Here is a 24165-nt window from a genome sequence, read left to right as displayed (position 1 = left end):
GAGGATGCCATTGCCCTCCAGCACCGTTTGCTCGCGGCGCCGCGCGCCTGTCAGGCCGTTGCCACGTTCCTGGTCATCCCCGTCCGGCTAGCGCGCGAGCTTGACGAGGAAGAGGCTCTGTGCGCTGCCGCCGAGCATCGAGGCGCCGCCAAAGTCGAACGCGGTCGAGTAGCTGCCCGCCAGGAGCGCGCTCCCGGCCCCGAAGGCGGCCGCAAGCGCGGAGTCATCGCCTTCCGCACCGAACCGCTCGCCACGAAGGAGGTTTCCCCCCTGATCGAGCCGCGCGACGAAGATGTCGCTACCCCCGGCGCTCGTGAGCGGACCGCTGCCGAAGTCCACCGTGCCATCCGACGGCAACGTGACGAGCACCCCTCCGTCGTCGTCGACGGCCGAGCGCTCAAACCACCTGTCGCTCGAATCCGTGAAGCTCCTGCTCCAGAGGTGGTTGCCCGCAGGATCGAGCTTCACGACGAAGACCTCGTTCGCCCCGCCGCCGAGCGGACCGCCGCCGAGGTCCGCGGTGCCCTGGATCCGCCCGGAGATGACGAGGTTATCCACCCTGTCGACCCCGAGGGTCAACGAAGGGATCAGCCTCATCTCCGCCTCGAAGCGCTTGCTCCAGAGGTGACCGCCGAGCCTGTCGAGCTTCGCCGCGAAGGGCTCCTTCGGCATGGTGCTCACGAGCAGCGGGCCGCCAAGGCTCAGGACGCCGCTGAAGGCGCCGATCACGATCGGGTGGCCCGCGCTGTCGAACGCCGCGCCCAGACCTTCTTGCTCTCCCGCGGAGCCGAAGCCCCTGCTGAAGATGTGATTGCCTGCCGGGTCGAGCATCGCCACGTAGATGTCCGTACTCCCGGCGCTCGTGATAGAATCGCCCCCGAGATCGGTGGTCCCGGTGAATCGTCCTGTGATGAGGATGTTCCCCTCTTCATCGATCGCGATCCCGGAGCAGGTATCGTAGCCCGCGCCTCCGAACCTCCTGGCGAAGGCAAGGTTTCCGGTCGGATCGAAGCTCGCGACAAAGATGTCCGAACTGCCGCTGCCGTTGACGAGCCGGACGCCGTCGATGACCATCTCGGACTGGTAGGAGCCTGCGACGGTCACCATGCCGGCATGGTTCATGGCGATCACGGGGCCGCTCGTGGGGAGACTGAATCCCTTGCTCCAGAGGTGGGTGCCGGCTCCGTCGAACTTCGCGATGACCCCCCCTCGAAGCGTACCGCCGCCCAGGTCCACGCCGGTGCTGGAATAGCCGAGGAGGCCGATGTCTCCCGTGCTGTTGCTCGCCACATCCCAGGCCATCGAACCGCCGAAGCTCCTGGCCCACGCAGCCCTGAGTCCGCAGGAAGGCTGACCGTCGCAGTCCTCGTCCTCCGGTGTCGCGCAGTCCTCGGCGCGAGGCACGACCTGCCCGGCGCAGGGCCCGTAACCCTGACCGCCCGGCTCACAGACGGCGATGCCCGCCGCACAGATCCCCACATCTTGCGTCCCCTCTGAACCGGTGTAGCAGGCAACTGTCGCTCCCGGAGTACACACACACGGCTCGCCTCCGGTGCAGCCGGACTCGGTCCCCCCAGCGCCGCCAGCGCCCTCTGGACCGCTGCCGCCGGCTCCACCGACCCCGGGCCCGCTACCGCCGGCTCCACCGCCCCCGGGCCCGCTACCGCCGGCTCCGCCGACCCCGGGCCCGCTACCGCCGAGCCCGCCGCCCCCGGGGCCGCTACCGCCGAGCTCGCCGCCCCCGGGCCCGCTACCGCCGGCTCCGCCGACCCCGAGCCCGCTGCCGCCGAGCTCGCCGCCCCCTGGCCCGCTGCCGCCGGCTCCGCCGCCCCCCGATCCGCTGCCCGAGTTGCTCCCACACCCGACGAACGAGAGAAGCAAGGCGAAGTGGACGGCCGAGACAGCACCCGCAGCGCAGGTGCTGCGTCGAGAACCCCTCATGTTTGTCTCCTCGCTCATGTCCATCGGGATTGGTTGCGCGTAGGGCCTGGAAATTCACGAAGGTAGCGCAGCCAATCTCGAAAGGTGGCGCGGCCATCCTTGGGGATGGCCAGGCCACCCAGGGATGCTGATCCCGTCATCATGGAATGATGACCGGACCATCATTCCATCGTCGCCGGACGCACAGGGGAGGACCGACCGCCAACCCCGGACATGGGCGGCAGGCTCTTCCTCGCTGGATCCGGCTCCTCCCCCGCGCGGCTTTCCCCGGGGAGGGGCACCGCGGGCTCGGGCCGCGCGAAAGTCGTGTAAAAGAGCCGCGTGTCACCGTCCAGCGCCGATCCCGTGCCCTCCGCGCCGCCCGGAGGAGCTGCGCCTCCGTCCCGGCCGAGCAGCGACTCCCCCGGCGAAATGGAGGCCGCGGCCTCGCAGGGCGCCGGCCCGGCAACGCTCCCCGGCCGGCTCGATCGCTTGGTCGCCGCCTGGCCGCGCATCGATCCGATCCTGTTCGCCGTCTATGCGGGCGCATGCGTGCTCTACGCCGCCGTCGCGTTCTACAGCGCGATGCACCAGCAGACGGGCGGCATGTGGTCGGCGCCGCTCGACGACGTCTTCATCCACTTCGATTACGCCCGCGCCACGGCGCGCGGGTACCCGTTCGAGTGGTCCGAGGGCAACGGCTTCTCGAGCGGGAACACGAGCCTGAGCTATCCGTTCGTCCTCGCGTTCGGCTACTTCATCGGCTTCCGCGGCCTCCTGCTCATGCAATGGGCGGCGATCGTCGCGTGCGTCTCGACCCTCGGCTTCCTGCTCGTCGGCGCGCGGCTCCTGGAGCCGATCGGGCGCTGGGCGAAGTACCTGCTGCCGCCCGTGGCGCTCTCCATCGGCGCGCTCGACTGGTCGCTGTTCAGCGGGATGGAGAACGCCTTCCACCTCGGCGTCTGGGCCCTCGCCACCCTCGCCGCGCTCTCGGTCGCCCGCGCGGCCGGCGCGCCGCGCGGGCCGGCCGGCGCTGGAGAGCGGGTCGCGGCGCCGCCGGCGCGCCTCGCCCACCTCGGCTGGGCCGCGGGCCTCGCCGGCGCGCTCCTCTACGCCACCCGGCCGGAGTCGGTCGTCTGCGTCGCGGCCCTGGGCGTTTACGCGGCCGTGGCCGTGGGGCGGGCCCACGGCGCGCGCGCCGCGATCGCGACCCTGCTCCGGACGTCGGTGCCCGGCGCGATCGTGTGCGTCGCCCAGGCGGTCGCCAACCGCGTGTTCACCGGCGAGTGGGCGGCGAGCGGCGCCATCGCCAAGCTCGCGCTGAACAACCCGTACATGACGTCGCAGGAGAAGTGGGACACGTACACTTCCCTCGTCAGCTACGTCATCGGCCGCAACACAAACCACCACTTCTCGGACGCCCTGCCCTGGGGGTGGCTCGTCCCCGCCCTCGCGCTCGTCCCCCTCGCCTCGCGCAGGACGCGCGGGATCGCGGCGTTGCTCTGGGTCCAGGTCGCCGGCTGGCTCGCGCTGGTGGCCCTGAACGGCCAGGTGCGCTGGCAGAACGAGCGCTACACCATGCCCTCGGTCGCCTGGCTGCTCGTGCTCGCGGCGATGGGGCTCGCGCTGCTCGTCGCGCGGGCCGCATGGACCGCGCCGGGCGGCGAAACGGGCGGCGAAACGGGCGGCGAAAAGGGCGAAACGAGCCGCCCGGCCCGCGGCCTCTGGGGCGCGCGCGTCGCGCTCGCCCTCGCCCTCGCCGCGCTCTTCTGGGTCCACCAGCTGCCCAGGATGCGCGACCAGATCTGGTTCTTCGGCCGCGCCAGCCGCAACATCCGCGATCAGCACCTCGTCGCCGGCAAGGTCCTCGCCCAGCTCGACGTGCGCCGCGTCCTCGTCGGCGACGCGGGCGCGCTCCTCTACGCGTCGGACCGGCCCGGGCTCGACCTCATCGGGCTCGGCGGCTACCACGACCTCCCGTTCGCGCGCGCGGGCGTCCACGGCCTCGGCGCGTCGCTGGAGCTCATCGAGCGCATCCCCGCCGAGGACCGCCCCGACGCGCTGGCCATCTATCCGACCTGGTGGGGCGAGCTCCCGGCCATCTTCGGCAAGCGGATCGTCGGGATCCCCGTCTTCGGGAACGTCATCTGCGGCGGCGCCGAGAAGGTCATCTACCAGGCCGACTGGAGCCCGCTGGCGCACGGTGAGCCGCCCGCGTCGATGCGCGCGGGCGAGCAGGTCCTCGACGAGCTCGACGTCGCCGACCTCGTGAGCGAGCGCGCGCACGGCTACACCTTCCCGCAGCCGCAGGCCGGCTTCGTCGGCTTCAGCGTCCTGCCGGATCCGCACGGATCCGGGCGCGATCGCTTCGACGCGGGGCGCGTCATCCCGGGCGGCAGGAGCGAGACGGCCCGCCTGCGCGCCCCGCGCGTGGGCCCGGGCAGGCTCGTAATCCGCACCGCCGCGCCCCGCCCCGCCGTGATCCGCGCGACCGCGGACGGCCGGGAGCTCGGCCAGCTCGCCATCCGCGAGAGCGAGGGCTGGACCGAGGCGTCGCTCGACCTGCCCGAAGGGCTGCCCGAGACGTTCACGCTCACGCTCACGCCGGTCGAGGGCGAGTGGATCGATCACCACCTCTGGGTCCTCGAGCGCGCCGCGCGCTCCGAGCCGCGCTCGCTCGCCGGGCCGTGACGTGCGCGCCGGCCTGCCCCGCGACCCCGCGCAGTGGATCGCGCTCGCGCTCTCGGTCGCCGCGCTGCTCGCCGGCGCCTGGCTCCTCCGCCGCGGCCGCTCGCCCGCCGTCGCGCGCTCCGGCCAGGCGTCCGTGCGCCCCGGCGTCGCGGTCGCCGCAGCCCTCGCGCTCGTCGCTGCGCTGATCTCGGCCGCGTACATCGCGGTCTACCTGCGGGGCGGCCCCCGCATCATCGACGCGACGAGCTACTGGCTCGAGGCGCGCGCCATGGCGGCCGGGTACCTCGCGTGGCCGCTCGATGAGCCGGAGGCCTCCGTGCTCGGCCGCTTCCTCGTCCGCAGCGGCGCGGCGGCTCAGCAAGGCGCGGGCGAGGTCGCGGCGATCTTCCCGCCGGGCTACCCCGCCCTCCTCTCGCTGGGCTTCCTCGCGGGCGCGCCGCTCGCGGTCGGGCCCCTGCTCGCCGCCGCGCTGACGGTCGCCACGTACGACCTCGCCGCGCGGTTCGCGCCGGAGGCCCCGGCCCCTGCCGGGAGCGCCGCGCGGATCCCCCTCGTGCCGCTCCTCGCCGCGCTCTTCTCGGCGCTCTGCGCCGCGCTCCGCTACCACACGGCCGACACGATGTCGCACGGGCTCGCGGCCCTCTGCTTCACGGTCGCGCTCGCGTCGGCGCGGCGCGCGCTCGACCACGCCCGCGCCATCCCCCCGGCGGGGGCCCCGAGGAGGCGGCTCGATCCGGCCGTCGGCGCCGCCGCGCTCGCCGGCCTCGCGGCCGGCTGGCTCGCGGCGACGCGCCCGCCGAGCGCGCTGGCCCTCGCCGCGGCGCTGCTCTTCGTGTTGCTGCCGGGCAGCGCGCCGGGCCGCGCCGCGGCCGGCCCTCGCGGCGGCGAGCTTCCCGCGCCGCGCCCGTCGCCGCGGCTCGGGAGGCTCGCCGCCGCGCTCGCGATCGGCGCCCTCCCCGGCCTCGCGCTGCTCGCCATGCACCAGCGCGCCGCGACGGGCGCCTTCGCCTCGTCGCAGAGCGCCTACTACGCCCTCTCCGACGGCCCGCTCGGCTGCTTTCGCTACGGCTTCGGCGCCGGCGTCGGCTGCCTCGGCGAGCACGGCGACTTCGTCCGTCATAACCTATCGGAAGGATACGGTTTTCTTGCCGCCGCCGGCACGACGCTGCGCCGCCTGAAGCTCCACCTCGTCGACGCGCTCAACGCCGAGCCGCTGGCGCTGCTCGTGATCGCCGGCGCCGCGCTCGCCCTCCGGCGGCCGCGCTCGCGCGCCCTGGCGGTCGCCCCGCTCCTCCAGATCGCCGCCTACGCGCCCTTCTATTTCGACGGCAATTACCCCGGCGGCGGCGCTCGCTTCTTCGCCGACGTGCTGCCGGTCGAGCACGTCCTCGCCGCCATGGCCTGCGCCGCGCTCGCGGAGCGCGCGGGGTCGCCGGCCTCGCGCGGCGGCCTCGCGCGACGACTGCGCGCGCTCTTCCCGGGGTCGCTCGTCCCGACCGCGCTCTTCGCGGCGGCGCTCCCCCTCGCCGGCTTCGCCTTCCGCGCGGGCTTCGACCACGCCGCGCTCCGCGATCGCGAGGGCGGCCTGCCCATGTTCGACCCCGCCGCGGTCGCGCGCGCGGGCGTCGCGCGCGGCCTCGTGTTCGTCGACACGGACCATGGCTTCAACCTCGGCTTCGACCCCGCCCCGAGCGACGTCGCGGTGCTGCGCTACCGCGGCGACGCGATCGACCGGATGGCCTGGGAGGCCCGCGGCCGCCCCCCCGCCTACCGCTACGGCTTCGCGATCCCGGACGGCGGCGGCCTCGCGTCGGTCTCGATCGCGCCGCTCGCCTTCGACGCCGCGCCGCCCCGCGAGCACCTCATCGAGGGCGAGTCGCTGTGGCCGCCGCGCGCCCAGCGCGGCGCCTGGGCGCTGCCCGAGCACGCCGGCGGCACGTGCGCGTCCGGAGGGCGGCTCCTCGCGGTGCACGCGGCGGCGAGCGGCGAGGCCGTCGTCCGCGTCGGCCTGCCCGCCCCGTGGCTCCGCGGCGCCCGGATCAGCCCGCGCGTGGCGGTCTCGGGCGACGGCGCGGGCGAGGTGCGCCTCGTCGTCGACGGCGCCCTGCTCCACGTCTGGCAGGTCGAGCCCGCCACAGCGGACGCCCCCGGCGCGCCGCTCGCCTGCGCCGAGCTCCCGCCCCACCCGATCCCCGAGGACGCCGTCGGAATCGAGCTCTCCCTCTCGCGCAGGGACGCGCGCGAGGACGGAGACCTGCACGACGCGCGCGGGAAGGCCGCCGCCGCCGCCGCCGCCGAGCGCGCTCCGGGGGGCCCGGACCGCCCCGCGACCGGAGGCCTTTTCGCGCTCGATGCGGTCTCGGTCGCGGGCGGGAATTCGGTTGACCGCTAGTCCCGTAACATGCGAGCTTTTCATAGGATTCTGTTGTCATGCGGCTCCTGGACCGGCGCAGCCCCTGGAGCTTTGCAGTGGAAGGCGGCAAGCCGCGCGCCGGCGGCGGTCCGCTCGGGTGGGGGAGGTGGACCATGACGAAAAGCGAGCTCATCGACGCGATCGCGGGACGGGGCGAGCTCACCAAAGCTCGAGCCGAGCTCGTGGTGAACTGCGTCTTCGACGCGATGACGCAGGCGCTCCAGCGCAACGAAGGCATCGAGATCCGCGGGTTCGGTAGCTTCACGGTCAGGCCGTACAAGCCGTACAGCGGCAGGAACCCGCGCACCGGCCAGCCGGTGCCCGTGCCCGCCAAGCGGCTCCCGTTCTTCAAGGTCGGCAAGGAGCTCAAGGAGCTCGTCAACGCGAGCCGCGCGTACGCCATCTCGGGCGACGACGACGACGACGATGACGACGACGAGGACACCGACGACGAATGAGGCGACGCGCCCGGGCGCGCGCAGGACATCGAGGACGTCGACGACGAATGAGGCGGCGCGCTCCGGCGCGCGCTCGCCCCCCTGGCGGGCCGTTCCGCTGCGCGGTAGAAGCGGGGCCCCATGGTCCCCGCCGAACGTCAGCTCGAGATCCTCTGCAAGGGTGCCGTCGACCTCCACGTCCGCGCCGAGCTCGAAGCGCGGCTCCGCGAGGGCAAGCCGCTGCGCGTCAAGGCCGGCTTCGACCCGACCCGCCCCGACCTCCACCTCGGCCACACGGTGGTCATGCAGAAGATGCGGGAGTTCCAGGACTTCGGGCACACGGTCATCTTCGTGGTCGGCGACTTCACGGCGATGGTCGGCGATCCGACCGGCAAGAACGAGCTGCGCCCGCGGCTCTCGCGCGAGGAGGTCGTCGCCGCGGCCGAGACCTACCAGGCGCAGGCGTTCAAGGTCCTCGACCGGGACAAGACCGAGGTCCGCTACAACTCCGAGTGGCTGAACAAGCTCGATCCGACGCAGATGATCGAGCTCTGCGCGAAGTACACCGTGGCCCGCATGCTCGAGCGCGACGACTTCAGGAAGCGCTACGAGGAGGCGCGGCCCATCTACGTGCACGAGTTCATGTACCCGCTCCTCCAGGCCTACGACTCGGTCGAGCTCGAGGCCGACATCGAGCTCGGCGGCACCGATCAGCTCTTCAACCTGCTCGTGGCGCGCGATCTGATGCCCCGCTACGGCAAGCGCGCCCAGATGGTGATGACGATGCCGCTCCTCGAGGGCACGAACGCGCGCGTGGAGGACGGCAAGGTCGTCGGCGCCAAGATGTCGAAGAGCGCCGACAACTACGTCGGCATCACCGAGCCGCCGTTCGACATGCTGCAGAAGCTGCTGCTCGTCGATGACGGGGTCCTCTGGCGGTACATGGAGCTCCTGTCGTCGCGCCCGCCCGAGGAGGTCGCCCGCCTGCGGGACGCGGTGCGGCGCGGCGAGCAGAGCGTCATCGAGGTGAAGGAGCTCTTCGCGCAGGAGGTCGTCACCCGCTTCCACTCGGCCGAGGACGCGCGCGCGGCCCTGGAGCGGCGCCGCAGCGTCGCGGCCGGCGGCCTGCCCGAGGTCGTCGAGGAGCTCCACGTGGCGAGCGACCGCGACACGATCCCCATCGGCAACGCGCTCGCGCTGGCGGGGCTCGCCGAGTCGACCTCCGCGGCGCGGCGCCTCGTGAAGGGCGGCGCGGTGCACCTCGACGGCGAGGTGGTGAAGGACGAGCAGCTCAAGCTCGAGCGTGGGAAGCGATACCTGGTCCGCGTCGGCTCGAAGAACCGCCGCTTCGCCTACCTCGTCGTTGGCTGACGCGCCCGGGCGGGGGCTCCACCGTCGCGGCGCGCTCGGCGGCGTCCTGGGCTGCGTCCTCGGCCTCGCGCTGCCGTCGTGCGGCGGCGCGCCGCGGCCGCCCGCCCGGACGAGCCCGCCGCTGACGCCGCTCGGCACGGCGGACCTCGCGCGGCTCCTGCCGCAGGCGGGGCTCCGGTGGTTGATCCTCGTCCGGCCCCGCGAGCTCGCGGCGGTGCCGTGGCTCATCCCCTCGATCGCGCTCGTGGCGCCGGAGGAGAACCTGGCCCGGCACGCCCGCGCGACCGGCGTCGACCTGCGGCAGGTGCGCGAGGCCGCGATCGCGTCGTACGCGGGGGCGGCGGGCGAGGCCAGGCTCTACGTGGCGCGTCACAGCGGCGATCCGCGGACGATCGAGCGCCGCTTCCGGCGGCGGCTCACGGGCAAGGAGCGGCGCGCGCTCGATCGGGCGGACGTCGTGCGCGTGATGGGCGACCTCGGGACGGCGCCGCACGCGCTGGCGCTCCTCGGCGAGGACGTGGTCTGTGTGCAGGAGGGCGGCAGCCCGCAGCGCGGGCCGGCGCGGGTCGCGTCGCTGTACGCGCTCGGCCGCCTCAAGCGCTCGCCGACGGCGCTCTCGGACGGGCCGCTGCGCGCGCTGGCGGCCCGCTTCGGCCCGGCGCCCGCGCGCGCGTTCGCGCCGGGGCCGTTCGACGGGGAGCTCGCCCGCGGCGCGCGCGGCCTGCTCGCGGCGGCGACGGCCGTGGGCGCGGCCGCGCGGCCGAGCGCGCGCGAGGGGATCGCGCTCGCGCTCGCGGTGGCGGGCGATTTCTCGACGAGCGGAGCGGCGGCCTCGGAGGAGCTGCTCGCGGCGTGGGACGAGCTGGCGCACGGCTCGTTCGGCCACCTGCTCGGGCTCGACGCCCCGGTGGAGCCGCCGCTCGCCACGCACGCGCCGGACGCGGTGGCCCTCGCGGTCGAGCTGAACCCGCGCGCGCTCGCCCGGGGGCTCGCCGCGGCGACCGGGGAGCGGGTCGACGAGATGCTGCGGTAGGCGCGGCGGCGCCTCGCCGGTAAAATCTCCTCAGCGCCATGCCCACCACGACCAGCGGCTTCTTCCTGCAATGCGCCTCGCGCGGCACGCTCGAGCTCGTCCTGCCCGCCGCCGGGGCGCCGTTCGGCGTCGAGCACCACCGCCGCGAGGAGGCCGCCGGGCCGTGGCGCCACGCGGCGACGTTCGCCGGAGATCTCGGCCCGGTCGGCGCGGTGGCGCTCATCCAGAGCAACTTCGGCGATCCGGGCCACCTCGAGGCGGTGGTGCGCGCCGGGGATCGGCTGGCCGCGCTCTGGTGCGCGCGCGAGCCGCCGCGGAGCGAGCCGTCGTGGAGCGAGCCGCGCTTCTTCGCGGAGGGCGCGGCCGGCGACCCCGCCCTGATCCAGGGCGGCTTCGGGGGCAGGGGCAACTTCGAGCTCGTGGTGCCGCACGCGAGCGGCGGGATCGCGCACTACCACCGCGACAACGACACCGCGGAGCTCGGCTGGCGCGGCCCGGCGATCTTCGGCGCGGAGCTCGGGCGGTTCGATGCGGTCGCGATGATCCAGCGCGGAGCCGGCGCGCCCGGGGTGCCGGGCGACATCGAGGTGGTCGCGCGCATCGGGGATCGGCTGCTGATGTTCCGGCGCTCTCCCGGGGCCGGCGCTGCGTGGCAGGGCCCGGAGGAGGTGGTCTCCGGGATCCGGGGGACGCCGGCGCTCTTCCGGGGCACGTCCGGCGGAGAGGGCACGCTCGAGCTGTTCTCGCCGCTCGCGGGCGTGGGGCTCGCGCGGTGGTGTCGCGGCGACGGAGGCCGCGGCGCGCGCTTCCGCGGGCCGGCGGTGTTCGCCACCGATCTGGGCCGGTGTGAGGCGGTATCCGTCATCGAGAGCCGTCCGCTCGGGCGGATCGAGCTCGCCGTGCGCGCCGAAGGGCGGATCGTCCACCTGGTGCGCGACGGCGAGCACTTGTCGCAGCGGGAGGTGCCCCGCGGCGGGTCCCCTTCCCCGGCGGAGGCTCCCTCGCCGGCGACGCCGCAGCCGCCTGCATCCACGACGCCGCCAGCATCCACGGCGCCGCCTGCATCCACGGCGCCGCCTGCATCCACGGCGCCGCCTGCATCCACGACGCCGCGGCCGCCCGAGCCCACGACGCCGCCTGCGCCGCGCCCCACCGGCGCTGCGCCGCAGCTCCGCGCAGGACCGCACCGGGCTGGGTTCCGGCGCATCGACGAGCTCTCGCTGTCGGCGGACGCCAGCTACCCCGACACCTGGCCGTTCCAGGGCGCCATCTACCGCTGTCCCGCGCGGGGCGCCGCGCTGCTCTACTACCCCGCGTCGGCGGACGGCGAGGAGGCGCCGCTCTCGCCGGGAGGCCCGTTCCCGGTCATCGCGATCGCCCACGAGCGCCGCCTCCCCACGAGCGCGGTCACCTCGGGGTCGCCTGCCGGTATCGAGCAGGACTACCGCCAGCTCGCCGGTGTCATGGCGCACCTCGCGCGCTGGGGCTTCGCCGTCATCGCGCCCGATCTCTCGTGGCTCACCCCGGACGACGCGCCGCTGCGCCGCGCCGCGGTCCTCCGGGACGCGCTCTCGCATCTCAGGGCCGGCTCGCGGGGCCCGCTCCTCGCCGACTTCGATCGTGTCGGCCTGCTCGGCCACGGGCTCGGCGCGCAGGCCGCCCTCGCGCTGGCGCTCGACGCCGCTTGCCCGTTCCAGGTCCGCGCCCTCGCGCTCCTCGCGCCGGCGGGCGAGCTCGATCGAGCCCCGCCCATCGACGGGCTCGCGCCTCGACCGGTGCTCCTCCTTCACGGCACCGCGGACCCGATCGTCGCCTCCGTCCCGGCGACGCTCTACGACCGCGCGCGCGCGCCGAAGCACCTCGTGACCCTGCCCGGCGCGAACCACTTCGGCTACACGACGTCGCTCGGCCTCGCCGAGCCGGTCGACGGCCCTGCCGAGCTCTCGCGCCGCGAGCAGCAGGCCATCGCGATGGGCTACGTCGCCGCGTTCTTCAACGGCTACCTCCGGGACGCGCGCAGGTGCCTCGGCGCGCTCTCGGGCAAGGAGTCGCTCGAGGGGCTCGAAGCGAGGGAGATCCCGGTGAGCGCGGAGATGCCTGGCGGCGGCGCTGGACTCTAGCGCTGGCCGCGCGGCGCCGACGCGGCGCGCGGCCGTCCGGCGCCGGCGGCCGGACGAACGAGCGGCGCGATGCTACTTTCGATCGCGTGTTCCAGCTCGGCGGCCTCGTCGTCACGCTCGTCAACGCGCTCCTCGGCCTGATCGTCTGGCGGCGGCTCCGCGCCGCGTTCCCGCGGCACGGCGCGCTGATCAACGGGCTGTGCGCCGCGGGTCTGCTGCTGCTCACGCACCCGGCGGTGCTCATGGCCGTGGCGAGCTGGTCGGGGCTGCGAGCGCTCCAGCGCCACCTTCCCGAGCCGGTGTCGCTGATCGCCCTGGGCGCTCAGGTGGCCCTGCTCCTCTACGGCCTGCTCCTCGGGATCGCCGCGATTGTGCGCGTGGCCTTCGGGGCGCTTCGCCGGGGCCGGCCCGCGCCGAGCGCCCGGGCTGTCACGGTCGCCGAGGCCGACGCGAACGCGCGATCGGGTGCAGGCGCTCAGGCCGGCTCAGCCGCCCAGCCCGCCAGCGCTCCAGAGGACGTCAAGACCGAGCCGGAGACCATCGACGAGCCCCGCCGCCGGCTCCTCGTGGGCGCGACCTGGGCGCTGCCCGCAGCGGCGATCGCTGTGTCGATGGGCGGCGTGCTCGCCTCGCGGCAGCGTCCGGTCGTGGTGAGGGTCGCGCTGCCCGTGCGGCGCGAGCTGACGAGCCTGCACGGCGTCACCCTCGCGCAGCTCAGCGATGTGCACGTCGGCAGCTTCATGGACGCGGAACGCCTCGACGAGCTCCGCGACGCCATGAACGCCCTCCGTGCCGACATCCACGTGATCACCGGCGACCTGCTCGATCACCACGTCTCTCAGCTCGAGCTGTCCGCGCGGCTGCTCCGGGGCCTGCGCCCCGCCCGGGGACAGCTCTTCTTCTGCATGGGCAACCACGAGTACATCGCCGCGCGGTCGGCCAGCATCCCGACGATCGTCAAGGGCCTCGAGGAAGCGGGCGCCCAGGTGCTCGTCGACGAGGCGCGGGAGGTCCGCCTCGGCGGCGATCGCCTGTGGATGAGCGCCATCGACTATCCCAGCCGCGCGCGCCCGGGAGAGCCCGCCCGGCGCCCGACGGCCGACGGGCTGGCCCGCGCGCTCGGACAGATGCGGGACGACGGCGCGCCGCGCGTCCTGCTCAGCCACCACCCGGGCACCTTCCGCGCCGCGCGCGAGCTGCCCTTCGATCTGATGCTCTCCGGCCACACGCACGGCGGGCAGATCTCGCTGGGCCGGATCGGCGATTACGCCCTCACGCCGATGCTGCCCGCCGGGCTCTATCACAACGGGCTCTACGAGCACCGCGGCCGGCGCCTCCACGTCAACGCCGGCGCCGGCGGCTGGCTGCCGGTCCGCATCAACTGCCCGCCGGAGATCACGCTCGTCGAGCTCGTGTCCGCCTGACGCGCGTGGACGCGCTCCGTCTCCTGGGCGAAACTGTGGACCATGGCACGAGCCGCGGCGCGCACCGGTCTCTCGCCGCAGGACTACCTGGCGCTCGAGCGCTCGTCGCCGCTTCGCCACGAGTATGCGGACGGCGAGATCTTCGCCATGGCGGGCGGCACGCTGGAGCACAGCGCCGTCGCCGCGAACGTCCTCGGTGAGCTGCGGAGCGCGCTCCGGGGTCGAGGGTGCCGGGTGCTCACCTCGGACATGCGCATCCAGATCGCCGCCGCGCGCCGCTACGTGTACCCCGACGGCGCCGTCGTCTGCTCGCGCCCCGAGTTCGAAGACGACAAGCGCGACACGCTCCTGAACCCGCGCGTCGTCGTGGAGGTGCTCTCCGACTCGAGCGAGGCCTACGATCGCGGGGACAAATTCGCCCAGTACCGGAGCCTGCCGTCGCTCGAGGAGTACGTGCTCGCATCGCAGAAGGCGCCGCGGATCGAGGTGTTCACGCGGCAGGAGGACGGGAGCTGGCTGCTCCGGATCCACGGGCCGGGCGAGCGCGCCGAGCTCTCGTCGCTCGGCTGCACGCTCGACGTCGACCGGGTGTACCAGGACGTCTTCGAACAGGGCGCGACGGGCGAGGCGCCGCCGGCCGCGCCCTGACGCGCGAAGAGCACGCCTGGGCCGCCCCGGCTACAGCGTCACCTCGAACGGCGCGCGCGCGAGCTCCTCGCCCGTCTCCGACCGCACGATCGCCGTCCACTCCCCCACCGTGCGCGCCCCGCGCGTGAAGGCCCACGTCCGCCACCGCGGCGACGGCCCGACCCCGAGCGTCACGTTCCCGACCGGCGCCCCGCCGCCCGGCGGCACGAACGCCACCGTCACCTCGCCCTCCACGTCGCCCGGATTCTCGATCTCCAGGAACGCATAGAGCCGCTCCGTCTCCGGCGCGCGGAACATCGTCCCCGGCGCCACCGGCTCGCGGTCCTTCACGCCCTCCGCGAGCACCAGCCGCTTCACCTTCAGCTCCGCCGCGCCCCTCCCCTTCTCGCTGCCCGCCTTGCCCGCCTTGCCCACCGCGACGCTCGCGTCCGGCGCCGTCACCGCCGCAGCCGGCGGGCTCGCGGGCGGCGCCGCCACGGCGACCGCCGGCTCGGGGCACTGCGTCGCCGCGGGGCTCGCGGCGGCGGCCGCCGCCGGAGGCCGCGCGTCGTGGCGCTCACCGCAGCCAGCGAGCGAAGCCGCGCAGAGCGCCAGAAACATCCACCGTCGAGCCATCGTCGTCGTCATCGAAGCACTCCTCCGTGTTCCGGGGCGTCCCCGTCTCACCGCTGGAGTCAGCAAGGCGCGGACCGCTTCTGGACCAGCGAAATCATTGAGGATTCTTCGCGCGCCTGTGGTCGCAGGGCCGCGCCCTGTGTGCCCGGCGCGACGGCCAGGCCCGCGCCGCCGGCGCGATGACCCGCTATGAGCCGCCGCTGCGCTTGTGCGTCCCCGGAGCCGGGTCGATCCCGTCCGCGCGCATCCGCTCGGCGGTCGCCGGCCCCGCCACGGTGCCGGCCGGGTGCGCGTACCAGCCGGAAGGGTCCGCCCTGTCCGGCGCGTCGCGGACCTTGAGGATCGTGAACATCCCGCCCATGTCGATGTACGAGAACGGCCCGGCCCCGCCGCGCATCGGCAGGCTGTTCGCCGGCACCGGCATGGGCATCTCGCCCATACCGCCCATCCCCGTGGTCCCCATCGTCATGTAGTCGGGCATCACGCGGCTCATCCGGCGATCGAGCGCGCCGGTGTCGGCGCCGACCATGTTCGGCAGGCCGTGGCCCATCTGCATCATCGTGTGATGGGTCATGTGGCAGTGCACTGCCCAGTCGCCCGGCTCCTCGGGGACGAACTCGATGACCCGCGTGCTGCCGACCGCGACGAGGACCGTGGTCTCCGGGTACTGGGCGGACTCGGGGACATACCCGCCGTCGGTCGCCGTGACCTGGAACGACAGGCCGTGCAGGTGGATCGGGTGGTGATCCATCGGGCCGAGGTTGCCGAGGCGGATGCGCACGCGCTCGCCGCGGCCGACGAGGAGCGGCGCCGTCGCGGGGAACGCCTTGCCATTGAACGTGAGGACGTTGAAGTCGCTCATCGCGTTCGGGTCGGGCCGGCGCGCCCCCGCGTTGATCTTCCACTCGTGCGCCATCAGCACGAAATCCCTGTCCACGCGCGGGCCGCGGGGCCTCTTCGGGTGCACGACGAACATCCCCACCGCGCCCAGCGCGATCTGGGTCATCTCGTCGAAATGCGAGTGATACATGTACGTCCCCGGATACCGCACGACGAACTCGTAAACATACGTCTCGCCGGGCGGGATCGGGCGCTGGTTGAGCCCGGCGACTCCATCCATGCCATTCGGCAGCACGAGCCCGTGCCAGTGGACCGTGGTGGCCTCGGGCAGCGCGTTCGTCACGTAGATGCGCAGGCGATCGCCCTCGACCGCCTCGAGGGTCGGGCCCGGCGTGCTGCCGTTGTAGCCCCACACCTCGCTCTTCAGGCCGGGGGCGAACTCGTGCTCGAGGGGACCCGCGACGAGGTGGCCGACCTTCACGCCGTCCACCACGCGCAGCGGGAGCGTGCTGCCGTTCGGCGTCACCACGGCGGGCTGCCCCCCGGGCGCCGCGACCCGGCGAGGCGGCGGCGTCGCGGCGCCCGCGCCGGGCGGCGCGTCCGGGCGCTCTTGCGCGTGCGCGAGCCCCCGCGTGAGCAAGGCGGCGCCGGCGGCCAGGCCGCCTGCGTGAATGAAAGAACGTCGGTCCATGTCAGTGCCCTCCTTCGCCGGAGCCCGTGGCTCCCGGCATCGCGGCGGGCGCCTCCGCCCCCGCCGCCTCGACGCGGCGCCCCGCCAGGAGCGCATCGAACGCAGCCTTCGCCGTCCAGTGCTCGCGCAGCGCCTCGACCGCCGCGAGCTCGGCGTCGAGCTGCGCGCGGCGCGCCGAGAGCAGCTGGAAGACGCCGACCTGCATCGCGTTGTACTGCAGCAACGTCTGCTCCACGACCCGCCTGCGCGCGGGCAGGAGGACGCGCTCGTAATGCCGCGCCCGCGCGTGCGTGGACAGGAGCCGGTTGCGCGCCTCGCGGACCGCCGAGCGGACGTCGACGGCGCGGCCGTGGTAGCGCTCGAGCAGGCTGTCGAACTCCGCCGTCTGCGCGGCCTGGGCGCCGCTCCGCCGATCGAAGACCGGGAGCGAGAGGCGGAGCCCGGCGCCGAGGACCCACGGGCTGTCGTCCACCTCGCCGCGCGCACCGAGCTCCCGCTCGCCGTGCACGCCGACCGACATGTCCGGCACCCAGCCCTCGGCGCGCAAGGCGCCGGCCCGGCCGGCCGCCGCCTCGATCCGGCTGCGCAGCTCTGCGAGCTCGAGGCTCGCCCGCAAGGCCTGCGTCTCGGCGCGCGGCGGCGTCGCGAGCGCCTCGGGCGCCTGCGGGATCGCGCCGGCCATCGTCCAGGTGGTCGCCGCGCCGGAGAGGCCGAGCAGCCGGTGGAGCCGCTCGCGGCGCGTGAGCAGCTCCAGCTCGAGCTGCGCGGCCGTGATGCGCGCCTCCTCGTAGCCGGCCTCCTGGGTCGCCACGTCGAGCTCCGGGACGTTGCCCGCCGCGAAGAGGGCGCGCGCGGCGTCGCGGGCGGCGGCGAACGCGTCGAGCGCGCGGTTCGCGAGGCCGAGGCGCTGCTCGGCCGCCTGCGCGGCGTGGAACGCGGCGCGCACCTGGTAGCCGAGCTCGACGACGGCGCCGGCCGCGCGGTAGCGCGCCGCCTCGTGGTCCGAGCGCGCCGCCCGCGCGCGGAGCGGCGACAGGAGCGCCGAGGTCAGGTCGATCTCGACCGCGAGCTCGACGCGCGTGTGATCGAGCCCCTCCTGCCGCGGCGTCACCTCGACCTCGATCTCCGGGTTCGGCAGCGCGCCCGCCTGCTCGAGGTGGCCCCGGGCGACGCCGACCTCCCTGAGCGCGGCGCGCAGCGCGCGGTTGTTGGCCAGCGCGAGGCGCACCGCGGCGTCCGCGGTGAGCGGCCGTCGCGGCACCTGGCCGAGGGCGCGCGCGTCGGCGGCCGGCTCCGGGTCGACCGCATCCGATGTCGCGCCCGTCGGGAGCTCCACGCCGGAGAGCTCGCGGATCCGCGCGATGTCGGCGGTCGACGAGGGGGCGGCGCAGCCGGCCGCGGAGAGGAGCGCGAGGCCCGCCGCGAGCGGCGTGAAGCGCGCGGCGAGCGCGCGCGTTCGACGGGGTTCAGTGCGCATGGGCAGGCTCCTTGGGCCTGGGCGGTGCGTCGCCGCTCGGCGGCGGCTGGGCCGGCGCGGCGCCGCTCGGCGGCGTCTGGACCGGCGCCGGACCGCTCGGCGGCGTCTGGGCCGGCGCGTGGCCGTGGTGATGGTGGTGATGCTTGTGAGGATCGGCGCCGCCGCCAGGCGCCGGCGCCGGATCGAGCCCGACCCAGCCTGCGGTGGGCTCTCCGGGCAGAGGTGGGTCCTCCGAGAGGGCGACGCCGATCCGCGGCGAGGGAGCCTCCCCGGCTTGCGGCGAGGCGGCAGACGACGCGGGGAAGCTCGCGGGAAGGCTGCGCGGCGCGCAGCCGGCGAGCGCAGCGACGAGCATCAGCAGGGCGTTCGGTCCGGCGAGGTGAGGTGGTTTCATGGAAGCCGCTCCAGCAGGGGCGAGTGCGATCACTTGCGGGGTTCGACGACGATCGCGCCCCGCAGCAGGTTCATGCCGCGTTCGAGCTCGACGAGGCGAGCAGCGAGGGGGCAACGAGCGAGGCGGCCAATGGACCAGATGACGACGGAGAGGCGCGTGACGCCCCTCGGACGCCTTCCGTTCCGGGTTGCGCATGGCCGACGCGCGCGGTCCGGCGGTATTACACGACCTCGCGCGCCGCCCCGCGAAAGGATTGGATCAGCTCGCCGGTCGGCTTGCCGGCCACCGCGGAGTCGGTCGCCGCCTGGCGCTGCCGCCTCGAGGTGCGCTGGCGAGCGCGCCTTCGTGAGCAAGCGGGCTGGTCAAGCGTGGATGTACACGAGCGTCCCGCCCTTGTCGTTGAACGCGGCGTGCCAGCCCTCGGGGACGGGGGGATGGGTCCACTCGAACAGCCACGCGGCGTCGGTGGGCGCGAGGTTCACGCAGCCGCTGCTCCGCACCTTGCCGAACGCGTCGTGCCAGTAGACGCCGTGCAGCGCATAGCTGTTGTGGAAGTACTGGACGTAGGGCACGTCGCGCAGGTCGACGGACGTCTCGCTGAGATCGTCGCCGTCCATCGTCGCGGTCACGTGCTTCTCGCGGATGAAGAACGTGCCTTGCACGGTGGCGCTCGTGGTCGCCGGATCGCCGAGCTCGCCCTTGCCCGTCGAGACGAGGGTCGCGAAGACGGGGCGCTCGCCCTCGTAGGCGACAAGCGTCTGGAGCTCGATCGAGATGTCGATCCACCTCCGGCCGCGCTTCGCGTGCCCCCAGAAGTCGCGGCCCAGCCGCGCGACCCGCAGCGCGGACGCGGCGATCCACGCGCCCGCGTCGGTCTCGGCATAGGCGCCGCCGGCGGCCGTCTTGCCGGTGAGCACCCAGCCCGAGCGGTACGGCGCCCACCCGTCCGGCCTGAGCTCGCCCGAGGCGTCCGGCTTCAGCGTGCGGACCCCGTGGTGCATGACGAACGCGGGGGTCCCCTCGGTCTTCACCTCCACGCCGCGCATCGCCGTGGGGACGACGGCCGAGGTGCGGTCGACCGGGATGAGATCGAGCTCGGTCGTCAGACCGAAGCGCCGCCCGGTCCAGTCGAACGTCGAGATCAGGCCGAAGGCCGAGTCGGCCCGCGCGCGCCCGCGGTGCGCGGGGAAGCGGAGCTTCTCGGCGGCGCCGAACGGCTTCGGCAGGTCGCGGCGGGTCGCGAAGAAGGGCGTGAGCGGCTCCGGCTCGCCGAGGAGCGCCTCGTCGCGGCGGGACCACGCCGGCGTGCCCTGGCTGCGCGAGCGCCCCTCGACGCGCCGCTGCTCCGCCTCGCTCGGCAGGTGGACATAGAGGTGCGGCGGCGGCTTCCGCGAGACGACGTAGCGGTAGGGATACGGCTGCCCCCGGCGCGGTCCGGCCGGCGTGGCGGCGACGATCTCGTTGTCCAGATCGAGCGAGGCGCCTTTGCCGACGCACACGAAGCCGCGGGGGTGCACGGCGTACCACCCGCCGGGGCACCCCGCGTCGCCCGACGGCGCCGCGGCGCGCTCGACGACCGCGCCGGCCCGCAGGTAGCCCAGCTTGGCGGCGCGGCGCTCGGGCGCGGCGTACACGAACGTGCGCATCGCGATGCTCGCGAGCCTGTCGCCGCGCCCGGGCCGCAACGCCTCCCGGGTCGCCGCGGGCTCGCCCTCGCCGCCGGCGCCCGCGTCGAGCGCGGCGCGCACCTCGCCCGGCCCCGCGCCGGCCGGCGGCTGCTCGATGGCAGCCGGCTGCGCGGCCGCCGACCTCCCCGGCGGCTCCTCCCCCGGGCCGCAGGCCGCCGCGAGCGCGGACGCCGCGAGCGCCGCGGCGCGGAGGGACCGACCCGGACCACCGCGACGCCACGCGCGCACTTCCGGAAAAGAGCAAGCCATCATCGACGACGGGCCTCGTCTAGCTCAGAGGCCGCCCGCCGGCCAGAGGGCGCCGACACGCGCGCGGCGCGCCGCCGAGCTGCGCGTGATCCGAGCGGACCGAGCAGCGCAAGGAGGACGAGGCTGGGCAGGTCGCGCTGCTGGAGCGCATCGCCAAGTTCGCGCTGCGCAAGCATCCCCCGGAGCCTGTCCGGTGAGCGGCGCGCTCGGAGGTTCTGCGCTCATGCGGCTCGTGGCCGGCCTCCTCCATCGGCAGACTCCGCCCGTGCGCGAGGCCGCCCGGGGCGGGGTCTGCCAGGACTCCGTTCATGGTCATGGTGGCTGCACCCTTCGAGTACGGGTTGGCGAAGACGACGGCCGCGAGTAGCCTGGGATCGATGCACGCGTACAAGCTCAACATCTCCATTCCCGAGGACCGGCTCGTGAGGTTGCCGGAGGAGCTGCCGGTGGGCCCTGCAGAGCTCATCGTCCTCGTGAGCTCCACGCCGGCGGCAGAGCCTTCCAATGCGGACGCGTTGCTGCGCGTTCTCGGGGAGCTCCGGGCCCGTCACCGGCCGACGCGCTCGAAGGAGGAGATCGATCGCGAGCTGCAAGCCGAACGTGATAGCTGGGGCGATGGCCCGTGAAGATCTACCTCGATAGCTGCATTGTCATCTACTGGGTGGAGATGCCGGATCCGTTTTACGAGCCGGTGGCGCGCGCGATGAGATCCATGGGATCCGCGCTCTACTGCATCTCCGATCTCGTCCGCCTCGAATCGCGCGTGGGGCCCTTGCGGCGCGCTCAGGCCGATGTGCTGGCCAACTTCGACCAGGTGTTCTCCGTATGACGGTGCTTCCGCTGAGCGCCGCAGTCTTCGACCATGCGGCCGAGCTGCGTGCTCGCTACGGGCTGAAGACACCTGATGCCCTTCACGCTGCAGCCGCCATCGTGAACGGCTGTGACGAGCTCTGGACGAACGACCGGCGCCTCGCCGCCATCGAGGGGCACGTTTCTATACGCGTTGTGACGTCCTAGGGGACATCGTGCTTCGATAGGAGTGTGCTCGGTCGGTCCGATCTGCTCGCGAGAGCCGCGGTTCTAGGAGGAGCGGGCTGAACGGCTGCTGCGGCTCGCGGCGCCGGCCGCGCTGGTACAGCCGGGGCTGCTGCGCGCGAGCGATGCGGCGGCTCCTGCCGACGTGGCAGGCGGACGCCGCGACCGAGGCCGACGCGTGGAGCCATGCGGACGTACGCGCGGCGGACGCTGGATCACGCTCCGGAGCCCGCGTTGGAGCCGAATCGCCCGGCCCCACGGGAGGCCTGGCGTCCAGGAACCGGGAGCCGCCGTCCAGGAACCGGGAGCCGCCGTCCAGGAACCGGGAGCCGTCGTCCAGGAACCGGGAGCCGCCGTCCAGGAACCGGGAGCCGCCGTCCAGGAACCGGGAGCCGCCGTCCAGGAACCGGGAGCCGCCGTCCAGGAACCGGGAGCCGTCGTCCAGGAACGCTTGCTCCGCTCGCCTTCGCTCGCTCAGCGCGAGTTCCACCGCGCGTCGCCATCGAGCGCCCAGCCGAGCGCGCGCCGGGTCTCCTCGGCGACCGGCCCGTCGTACCGGTGGCCGGCCTCCTTGCCCCGCACCACGCGCGTGAGCACGCCCGCCTTCTCGAGGCGCGCGGCCGCCGCCTTCGCCGCGGCGCCGCACCCGGCCTGCGCGCAGACGAAGAGGACGCGCTGCCCGCCGCCGTCCGCGAACGCCCGGGCCGTCGCCTGGGTCCACTTGTCGTGTCCGCCCTCGACCAGCACGAGGCGCGGGAAGAGCGCCGCCCGGCGCGCGGCGATCGCGGAGCCCATGATCGCGCCCAGCGAGAAGCCGGTGTAGAGCACCGCGCCGGCGTCCACGTGCTCGGGAAAGCGCGCCCGGAGCGCCGCGAGCCCCGCGTCGATCTCCTGCTCCAGGCGGGCGTTGCTCTCGTACGTGAAGCGGACGTCGCTCGCCGACGGCGAGTCGGACCGCGCGACGCCGCGCGGGCACAGGATGAAGGCGTCGCCTCCCGCGATGTCGCGCCACACCTGGCACTGCCACTCGGGCCGGTCGTAGTTGCCGTGCGAGGCGATGAGCACCGGGCGCCGCGCCGTGGCGCCGATCGGCACCGACACCACAGCGCTCGGGAACCCGTCGACCGAGAGCTCCACGAACGGCGCGTCCGCGCGCAGCGGCGCGATCCCCGCAGCAGGAGCCGCGCCGCCCGCGGCGTGCGCCGCCGGCGTCGCCCCGCCTTCCGCGGCCTGCGCCGCCGGCGTCGCCCCGCCGTCCGCGGCCTGCTCCGCGCCCTCGGACGCCGGGGCCTGCGCGGCGCTGGGCGGGGCCGGCGCCGGCCCCGCGGCGCGGCCCGTGCGGTCGCAGCCGAGGGTCGCCGCCGCGAGGAGCGCGAGGCATGCGAGCGGGCGGGAGAGCATGGAGGCGGGGAGCGTCATCCGGCCCAGGATGACGCATCGGCGCCCCGGACACGACGGACTGCGAGCTGGCCGGTGCCTGCTCGCGGGGAGGAGGCGGCCTACGGCAGCGCCTCGGCGAGCTTGTCCGCGAGCGGAGCGCCCCAGCCGGTCGGATAGTCCCAGCCGGGCCCCGCGCTGAACCCCTCGGGGGTCTTGCCCCCCGTGATGTCGCGGAAGGTCGCCTGCACCTTCGCGTCGGTGTAGAGCGTCCGGTTCAGCCAGCCCACGACGGGCTTGCCCTGCGCGAGCCTCTGGCTGTTCACCGACGCGATCAGCCCGGCGAACACAGGGGCGGCGAACGACGTGCCGCTGCGCCGCTCCCACTCGCCCAGGTAGTAGAGCCAGTACCTGGAGTCCCCCGAGGCGTTCAGCGCGACGTCGGAGACGGCGCGCTGACCCTGCGCGTCCAGGACGACACCCTCCTGCCACCACGGGGTCTTGAAGGCGCGCGAGCGCCCCGACCCCGAGCCGCTCCACGCCACCTCGCGCGCGACCTCGCCGTCGTCGCCGAGCTCGAGCATCGTCCCGCCGACGCACGTCACGTACGGGCTCGACGACGGCACGTCCGGCCGGCTCGAGTCGCCGCTCGCGACGACGATCGTCATCCCGAGCGCCGCGCCCATCCGCGACGCCTCGTGGTACTGCTCCCGGATCGGCTGCGCCTCCGTCTCCTCGCGGTGCGCGAACGACGTCGAGAGCACCGACACCTCGCCGGCCGCGATCGCCTCGTTCCACGCATAGAGGATGGAGAGGGTGCGCGCGTCCGGCCCCTGGTACGCGATGAGCTCCGCGTCGGGCGCCATCACGCCCGACCACTGCATGTCCAGCGTCGTCTCGATGTAGCGGGTCGAGATCGGATCCGCCGTGAGCACTTCCTTCGGGTTGTCGCGCGGCATCACGCCGAACGATCGCCAGAACGACTGGAGATCCCTGGTCTTGAACGTCGCCCCGACCACGACGCCGAGCTTCACGCCCTGCCCGCGGTGGCCGCCGTCGTGGAGCGTGTCGACCGCGTAGGCGCGCGCGATCTGCGCCGGCGCGAGCCCCTGCGCCAGCTCCGCCGGGAGCTCGGTCTCGATCGAGCCCCCCTCGCCGGGCAGCGGCTCGGTGTCCGCCGGGACGTCGACCGCGATGACGCCCGACGTGAGGTCGATGATGTTCTGCGGCGGCCTGAGCGGCTCCAGCGCGCCGAACGTGCGGAGCGGATTGCCGCCCTTCGAGGGGTTCTCGCGCTCGAAGTCGCGGAGCTCGGTGTCGAAGGCGGTGTTGAACTGCTCGACCGTGCCCGCGAACTCGAGCAGGAGCCGGTTCTTCGACCGGCGCCGGATCTCCATCTTGTGCTGGGTGAGCCAGGCCTCGACGGCCGCGATATCGCTCTCGAGCGGGGCGTAACGCTCCATCCAGGTGTCGACCGACATGTACTTCCGGAACGTCTCCGGCTTCCCGGGATCGTACATGTCCTCGATCGCGCTCTCGAGCCCGGAGACGTCCCGGGTCGGGAACCCGATCAGCGCGCGGAAGCGCTCCTCCTCCGGCGCCGGGCCGAAGTCGAGGTAGACCCCCGCGAGCGGCCGCGGGAGGCCGCTCGGGAGCACCGGTCCATCATCTCCGCACCCCGCGGCCGCGAGGGCGAGCGACGCAACGCACCAAACCGAGAGCGGACGCATCAACGAGGCCTC

19 protein-coding genes are annotated in these 24165 nt (G+C 74.3%); 11 read left to right on the top strand and 8 right to left on the bottom strand.

Features of this window, described 5'->3' with window-relative positions; translation table 11 throughout:
• Positions 1 to 87: 87 nt before the first annotated feature.
• Positions 88 to 1479 carry an SBBP repeat-containing protein gene (locus tag WME75_RS03095; protein WP_437486252.1) on the bottom strand — a complete coding sequence of 464 codons (1392 nt, stop codon included), beginning with the start codon at positions 1477 to 1479 and terminating at the stop codon, positions 88 to 90.
• Positions 1480 to 2262: 783 nt separating this feature from the next.
• On the opposite strand from WME75_RS03095, the gene WME75_RS03090 reads away from it, so the two are divergent.
• The 8 genes from WME75_RS03090 (at position 2263) to WME75_RS03055 (ending at position 14057) form a co-directional block, all read left to right on the top strand.
• Entirely contained in the window at positions 2263 to 4611 is a 2349-nt protein-coding gene (locus tag WME75_RS03090; RefSeq protein WP_437486251.1) for a hypothetical protein, read from the top strand.
• Between the two features lies 1 nt (position 4612).
• Positions 4613 to 7003 carry a hypothetical protein gene (locus tag WME75_RS03085; protein ID WP_437486249.1) on the top strand — a complete coding sequence of 797 codons (2391 nt, stop codon included), beginning with the start codon at positions 4613 to 4615 and terminating at the stop codon, positions 7001 to 7003.
• Between the two features lie 134 nt (positions 7004 to 7137).
• Complete coding sequence (locus WME75_RS03080) at positions 7138 to 7482, top strand: HU family DNA-binding protein (protein WP_434045391.1); 345 nt, start codon at positions 7138 to 7140, stop codon at positions 7480 to 7482.
• Between the two features lie 120 nt (positions 7483 to 7602).
• Positions 7603 to 8832 carry a tyrosine--tRNA ligase gene (gene tyrS, locus WME75_RS03075; RefSeq protein WP_437486247.1) on the top strand — a complete coding sequence of 410 codons (1230 nt, stop codon included), beginning with the start codon at positions 7603 to 7605 and terminating at the stop codon, positions 8830 to 8832.
• Entirely contained in the window at positions 8825 to 9865 is a 1041-nt protein-coding gene (locus WME75_RS03070) for a hypothetical protein (RefSeq protein ID WP_437486245.1), read from the top strand. Before tyrS ends, WME75_RS03070 begins: the two co-directional genes overlap by 8 nt.
• 38 nt (positions 9866 to 9903) lie before the next feature.
• Positions 9904 to 11985, top strand: a complete 2082-nt coding sequence (locus WME75_RS03065) for an alpha/beta hydrolase (RefSeq protein ID WP_437486243.1) — start codon at positions 9904 to 9906, stop codon at positions 11983 to 11985.
• Between the two features lie 86 nt (positions 11986 to 12071).
• Positions 12072 to 13409, top strand: a complete 1338-nt coding sequence (locus WME75_RS03060) for a metallophosphoesterase (protein WP_437486241.1) — start codon at positions 12072 to 12074, stop codon at positions 13407 to 13409.
• Positions 13410 to 13451: 42 nt separating this feature from the next.
• Complete coding sequence (locus WME75_RS03055) at positions 13452 to 14057, top strand: Uma2 family endonuclease (RefSeq protein WP_437486239.1); 606 nt, start codon at positions 13452 to 13454, stop codon at positions 14055 to 14057.
• A gap of 30 nt (positions 14058 to 14087) precedes the next feature.
• On the opposite strand, the gene WME75_RS03050 is transcribed toward WME75_RS03055, so the two are convergent.
• The 5 genes from WME75_RS03050 to WME75_RS03030 all read right to left on the bottom strand — a co-directional run bounded on the left by WME75_RS03050 (position 14088) and on the right by WME75_RS03030 (position 20014).
• Entirely contained in the window at positions 14088 to 14684 is a 597-nt protein-coding gene (locus WME75_RS03050) for a DUF2914 domain-containing protein (RefSeq protein ID WP_437486237.1), read from the bottom strand.
• Between the two features lie 175 nt (positions 14685 to 14859).
• A complete protein-coding gene (locus tag WME75_RS03045) occupies positions 14860 to 16203 on the bottom strand; it encodes a multicopper oxidase family protein (protein WP_437486236.1) in 1344 nt (447 codons plus the stop codon).
• A gap of 1 nt (position 16204) precedes the next feature.
• Positions 16205 to 17680, bottom strand: coding sequence for a TolC family protein (locus WME75_RS03040; RefSeq protein ID WP_437486234.1), 1476 nt, complete (start codon positions 17678 to 17680; stop codon positions 16205 to 16207).
• Positions 17670 to 18074 (bottom strand): hypothetical protein, encoded by a 405-nt coding sequence (locus tag WME75_RS03035; protein WP_437486232.1) that lies wholly within the window; start codon positions 18072 to 18074, stop codon positions 17670 to 17672. Before WME75_RS03035 ends, WME75_RS03040 begins: the two co-directional genes overlap by 11 nt.
• 362 nt (positions 18075 to 18436) lie before the next feature.
• Positions 18437 to 20014, bottom strand: coding sequence for a L,D-transpeptidase (locus WME75_RS03030; RefSeq protein ID WP_437486230.1), 1578 nt, complete (start codon positions 20012 to 20014; stop codon positions 18437 to 18439).
• A 374-nt stretch (positions 20015 to 20388) separates the two neighbouring features.
• Here WME75_RS03030 and WME75_RS03025 point away from each other — a divergent pair, with 374 nt between their 5' ends.
• Genes WME75_RS03025 through WME75_RS03015 form a run of 3 tightly spaced genes read left to right on the top strand, consistent with a single transcriptional unit; the run spans position 20389 to position 21028 of the window.
• Positions 20389 to 20637, top strand: a complete 249-nt coding sequence (locus WME75_RS03025) for a hypothetical protein (RefSeq protein WP_437486228.1) — start codon at positions 20389 to 20391, stop codon at positions 20635 to 20637.
• Positions 20634 to 20840: a hypothetical protein gene (locus tag WME75_RS03020; RefSeq protein ID WP_437486227.1), complete on the top strand. Its 207-nt coding sequence runs from the start codon at positions 20634 to 20636 to the stop codon at positions 20838 to 20840. The genes WME75_RS03025 and WME75_RS03020 overlap by 4 nt, the downstream gene beginning before the upstream one ends.
• Positions 20837 to 21028: a type II toxin-antitoxin system VapC family toxin gene (locus WME75_RS03015; RefSeq protein ID WP_437486225.1), complete on the top strand. Its 192-nt coding sequence runs from the start codon at positions 20837 to 20839 to the stop codon at positions 21026 to 21028. The genes WME75_RS03020 and WME75_RS03015 overlap by 4 nt, the downstream gene beginning before the upstream one ends.
• A gap of 492 nt (positions 21029 to 21520) precedes the next feature.
• Here WME75_RS03015 and WME75_RS03010 read toward each other — a convergent pair whose 3' ends face one another.
• Positions 21521 to 22465: a hypothetical protein gene (locus tag WME75_RS03010; RefSeq protein ID WP_437486223.1), complete on the bottom strand. Its 945-nt coding sequence runs from the start codon at positions 22463 to 22465 to the stop codon at positions 21521 to 21523.
• A gap of 80 nt (positions 22466 to 22545) precedes the next feature.
• A complete protein-coding gene (locus WME75_RS03005) occupies positions 22546 to 24081 on the bottom strand; it encodes a S53 family peptidase (protein WP_437486221.1) in 1536 nt (511 codons plus the stop codon).
• Positions 24082 to 24165 lie beyond the last annotated feature (84 nt).

Source organism: Sorangium sp. So ce1014 (assembly GCF_051521505.1).
Classification (GTDB): Bacteria; Myxococcota_A; Polyangia; order Polyangiales; family Polyangiaceae; genus Sorangium.
Note: the sequence above shows the minus strand (reverse complement) of the source record. Positions and strands in the feature narration are given on the sequence as shown.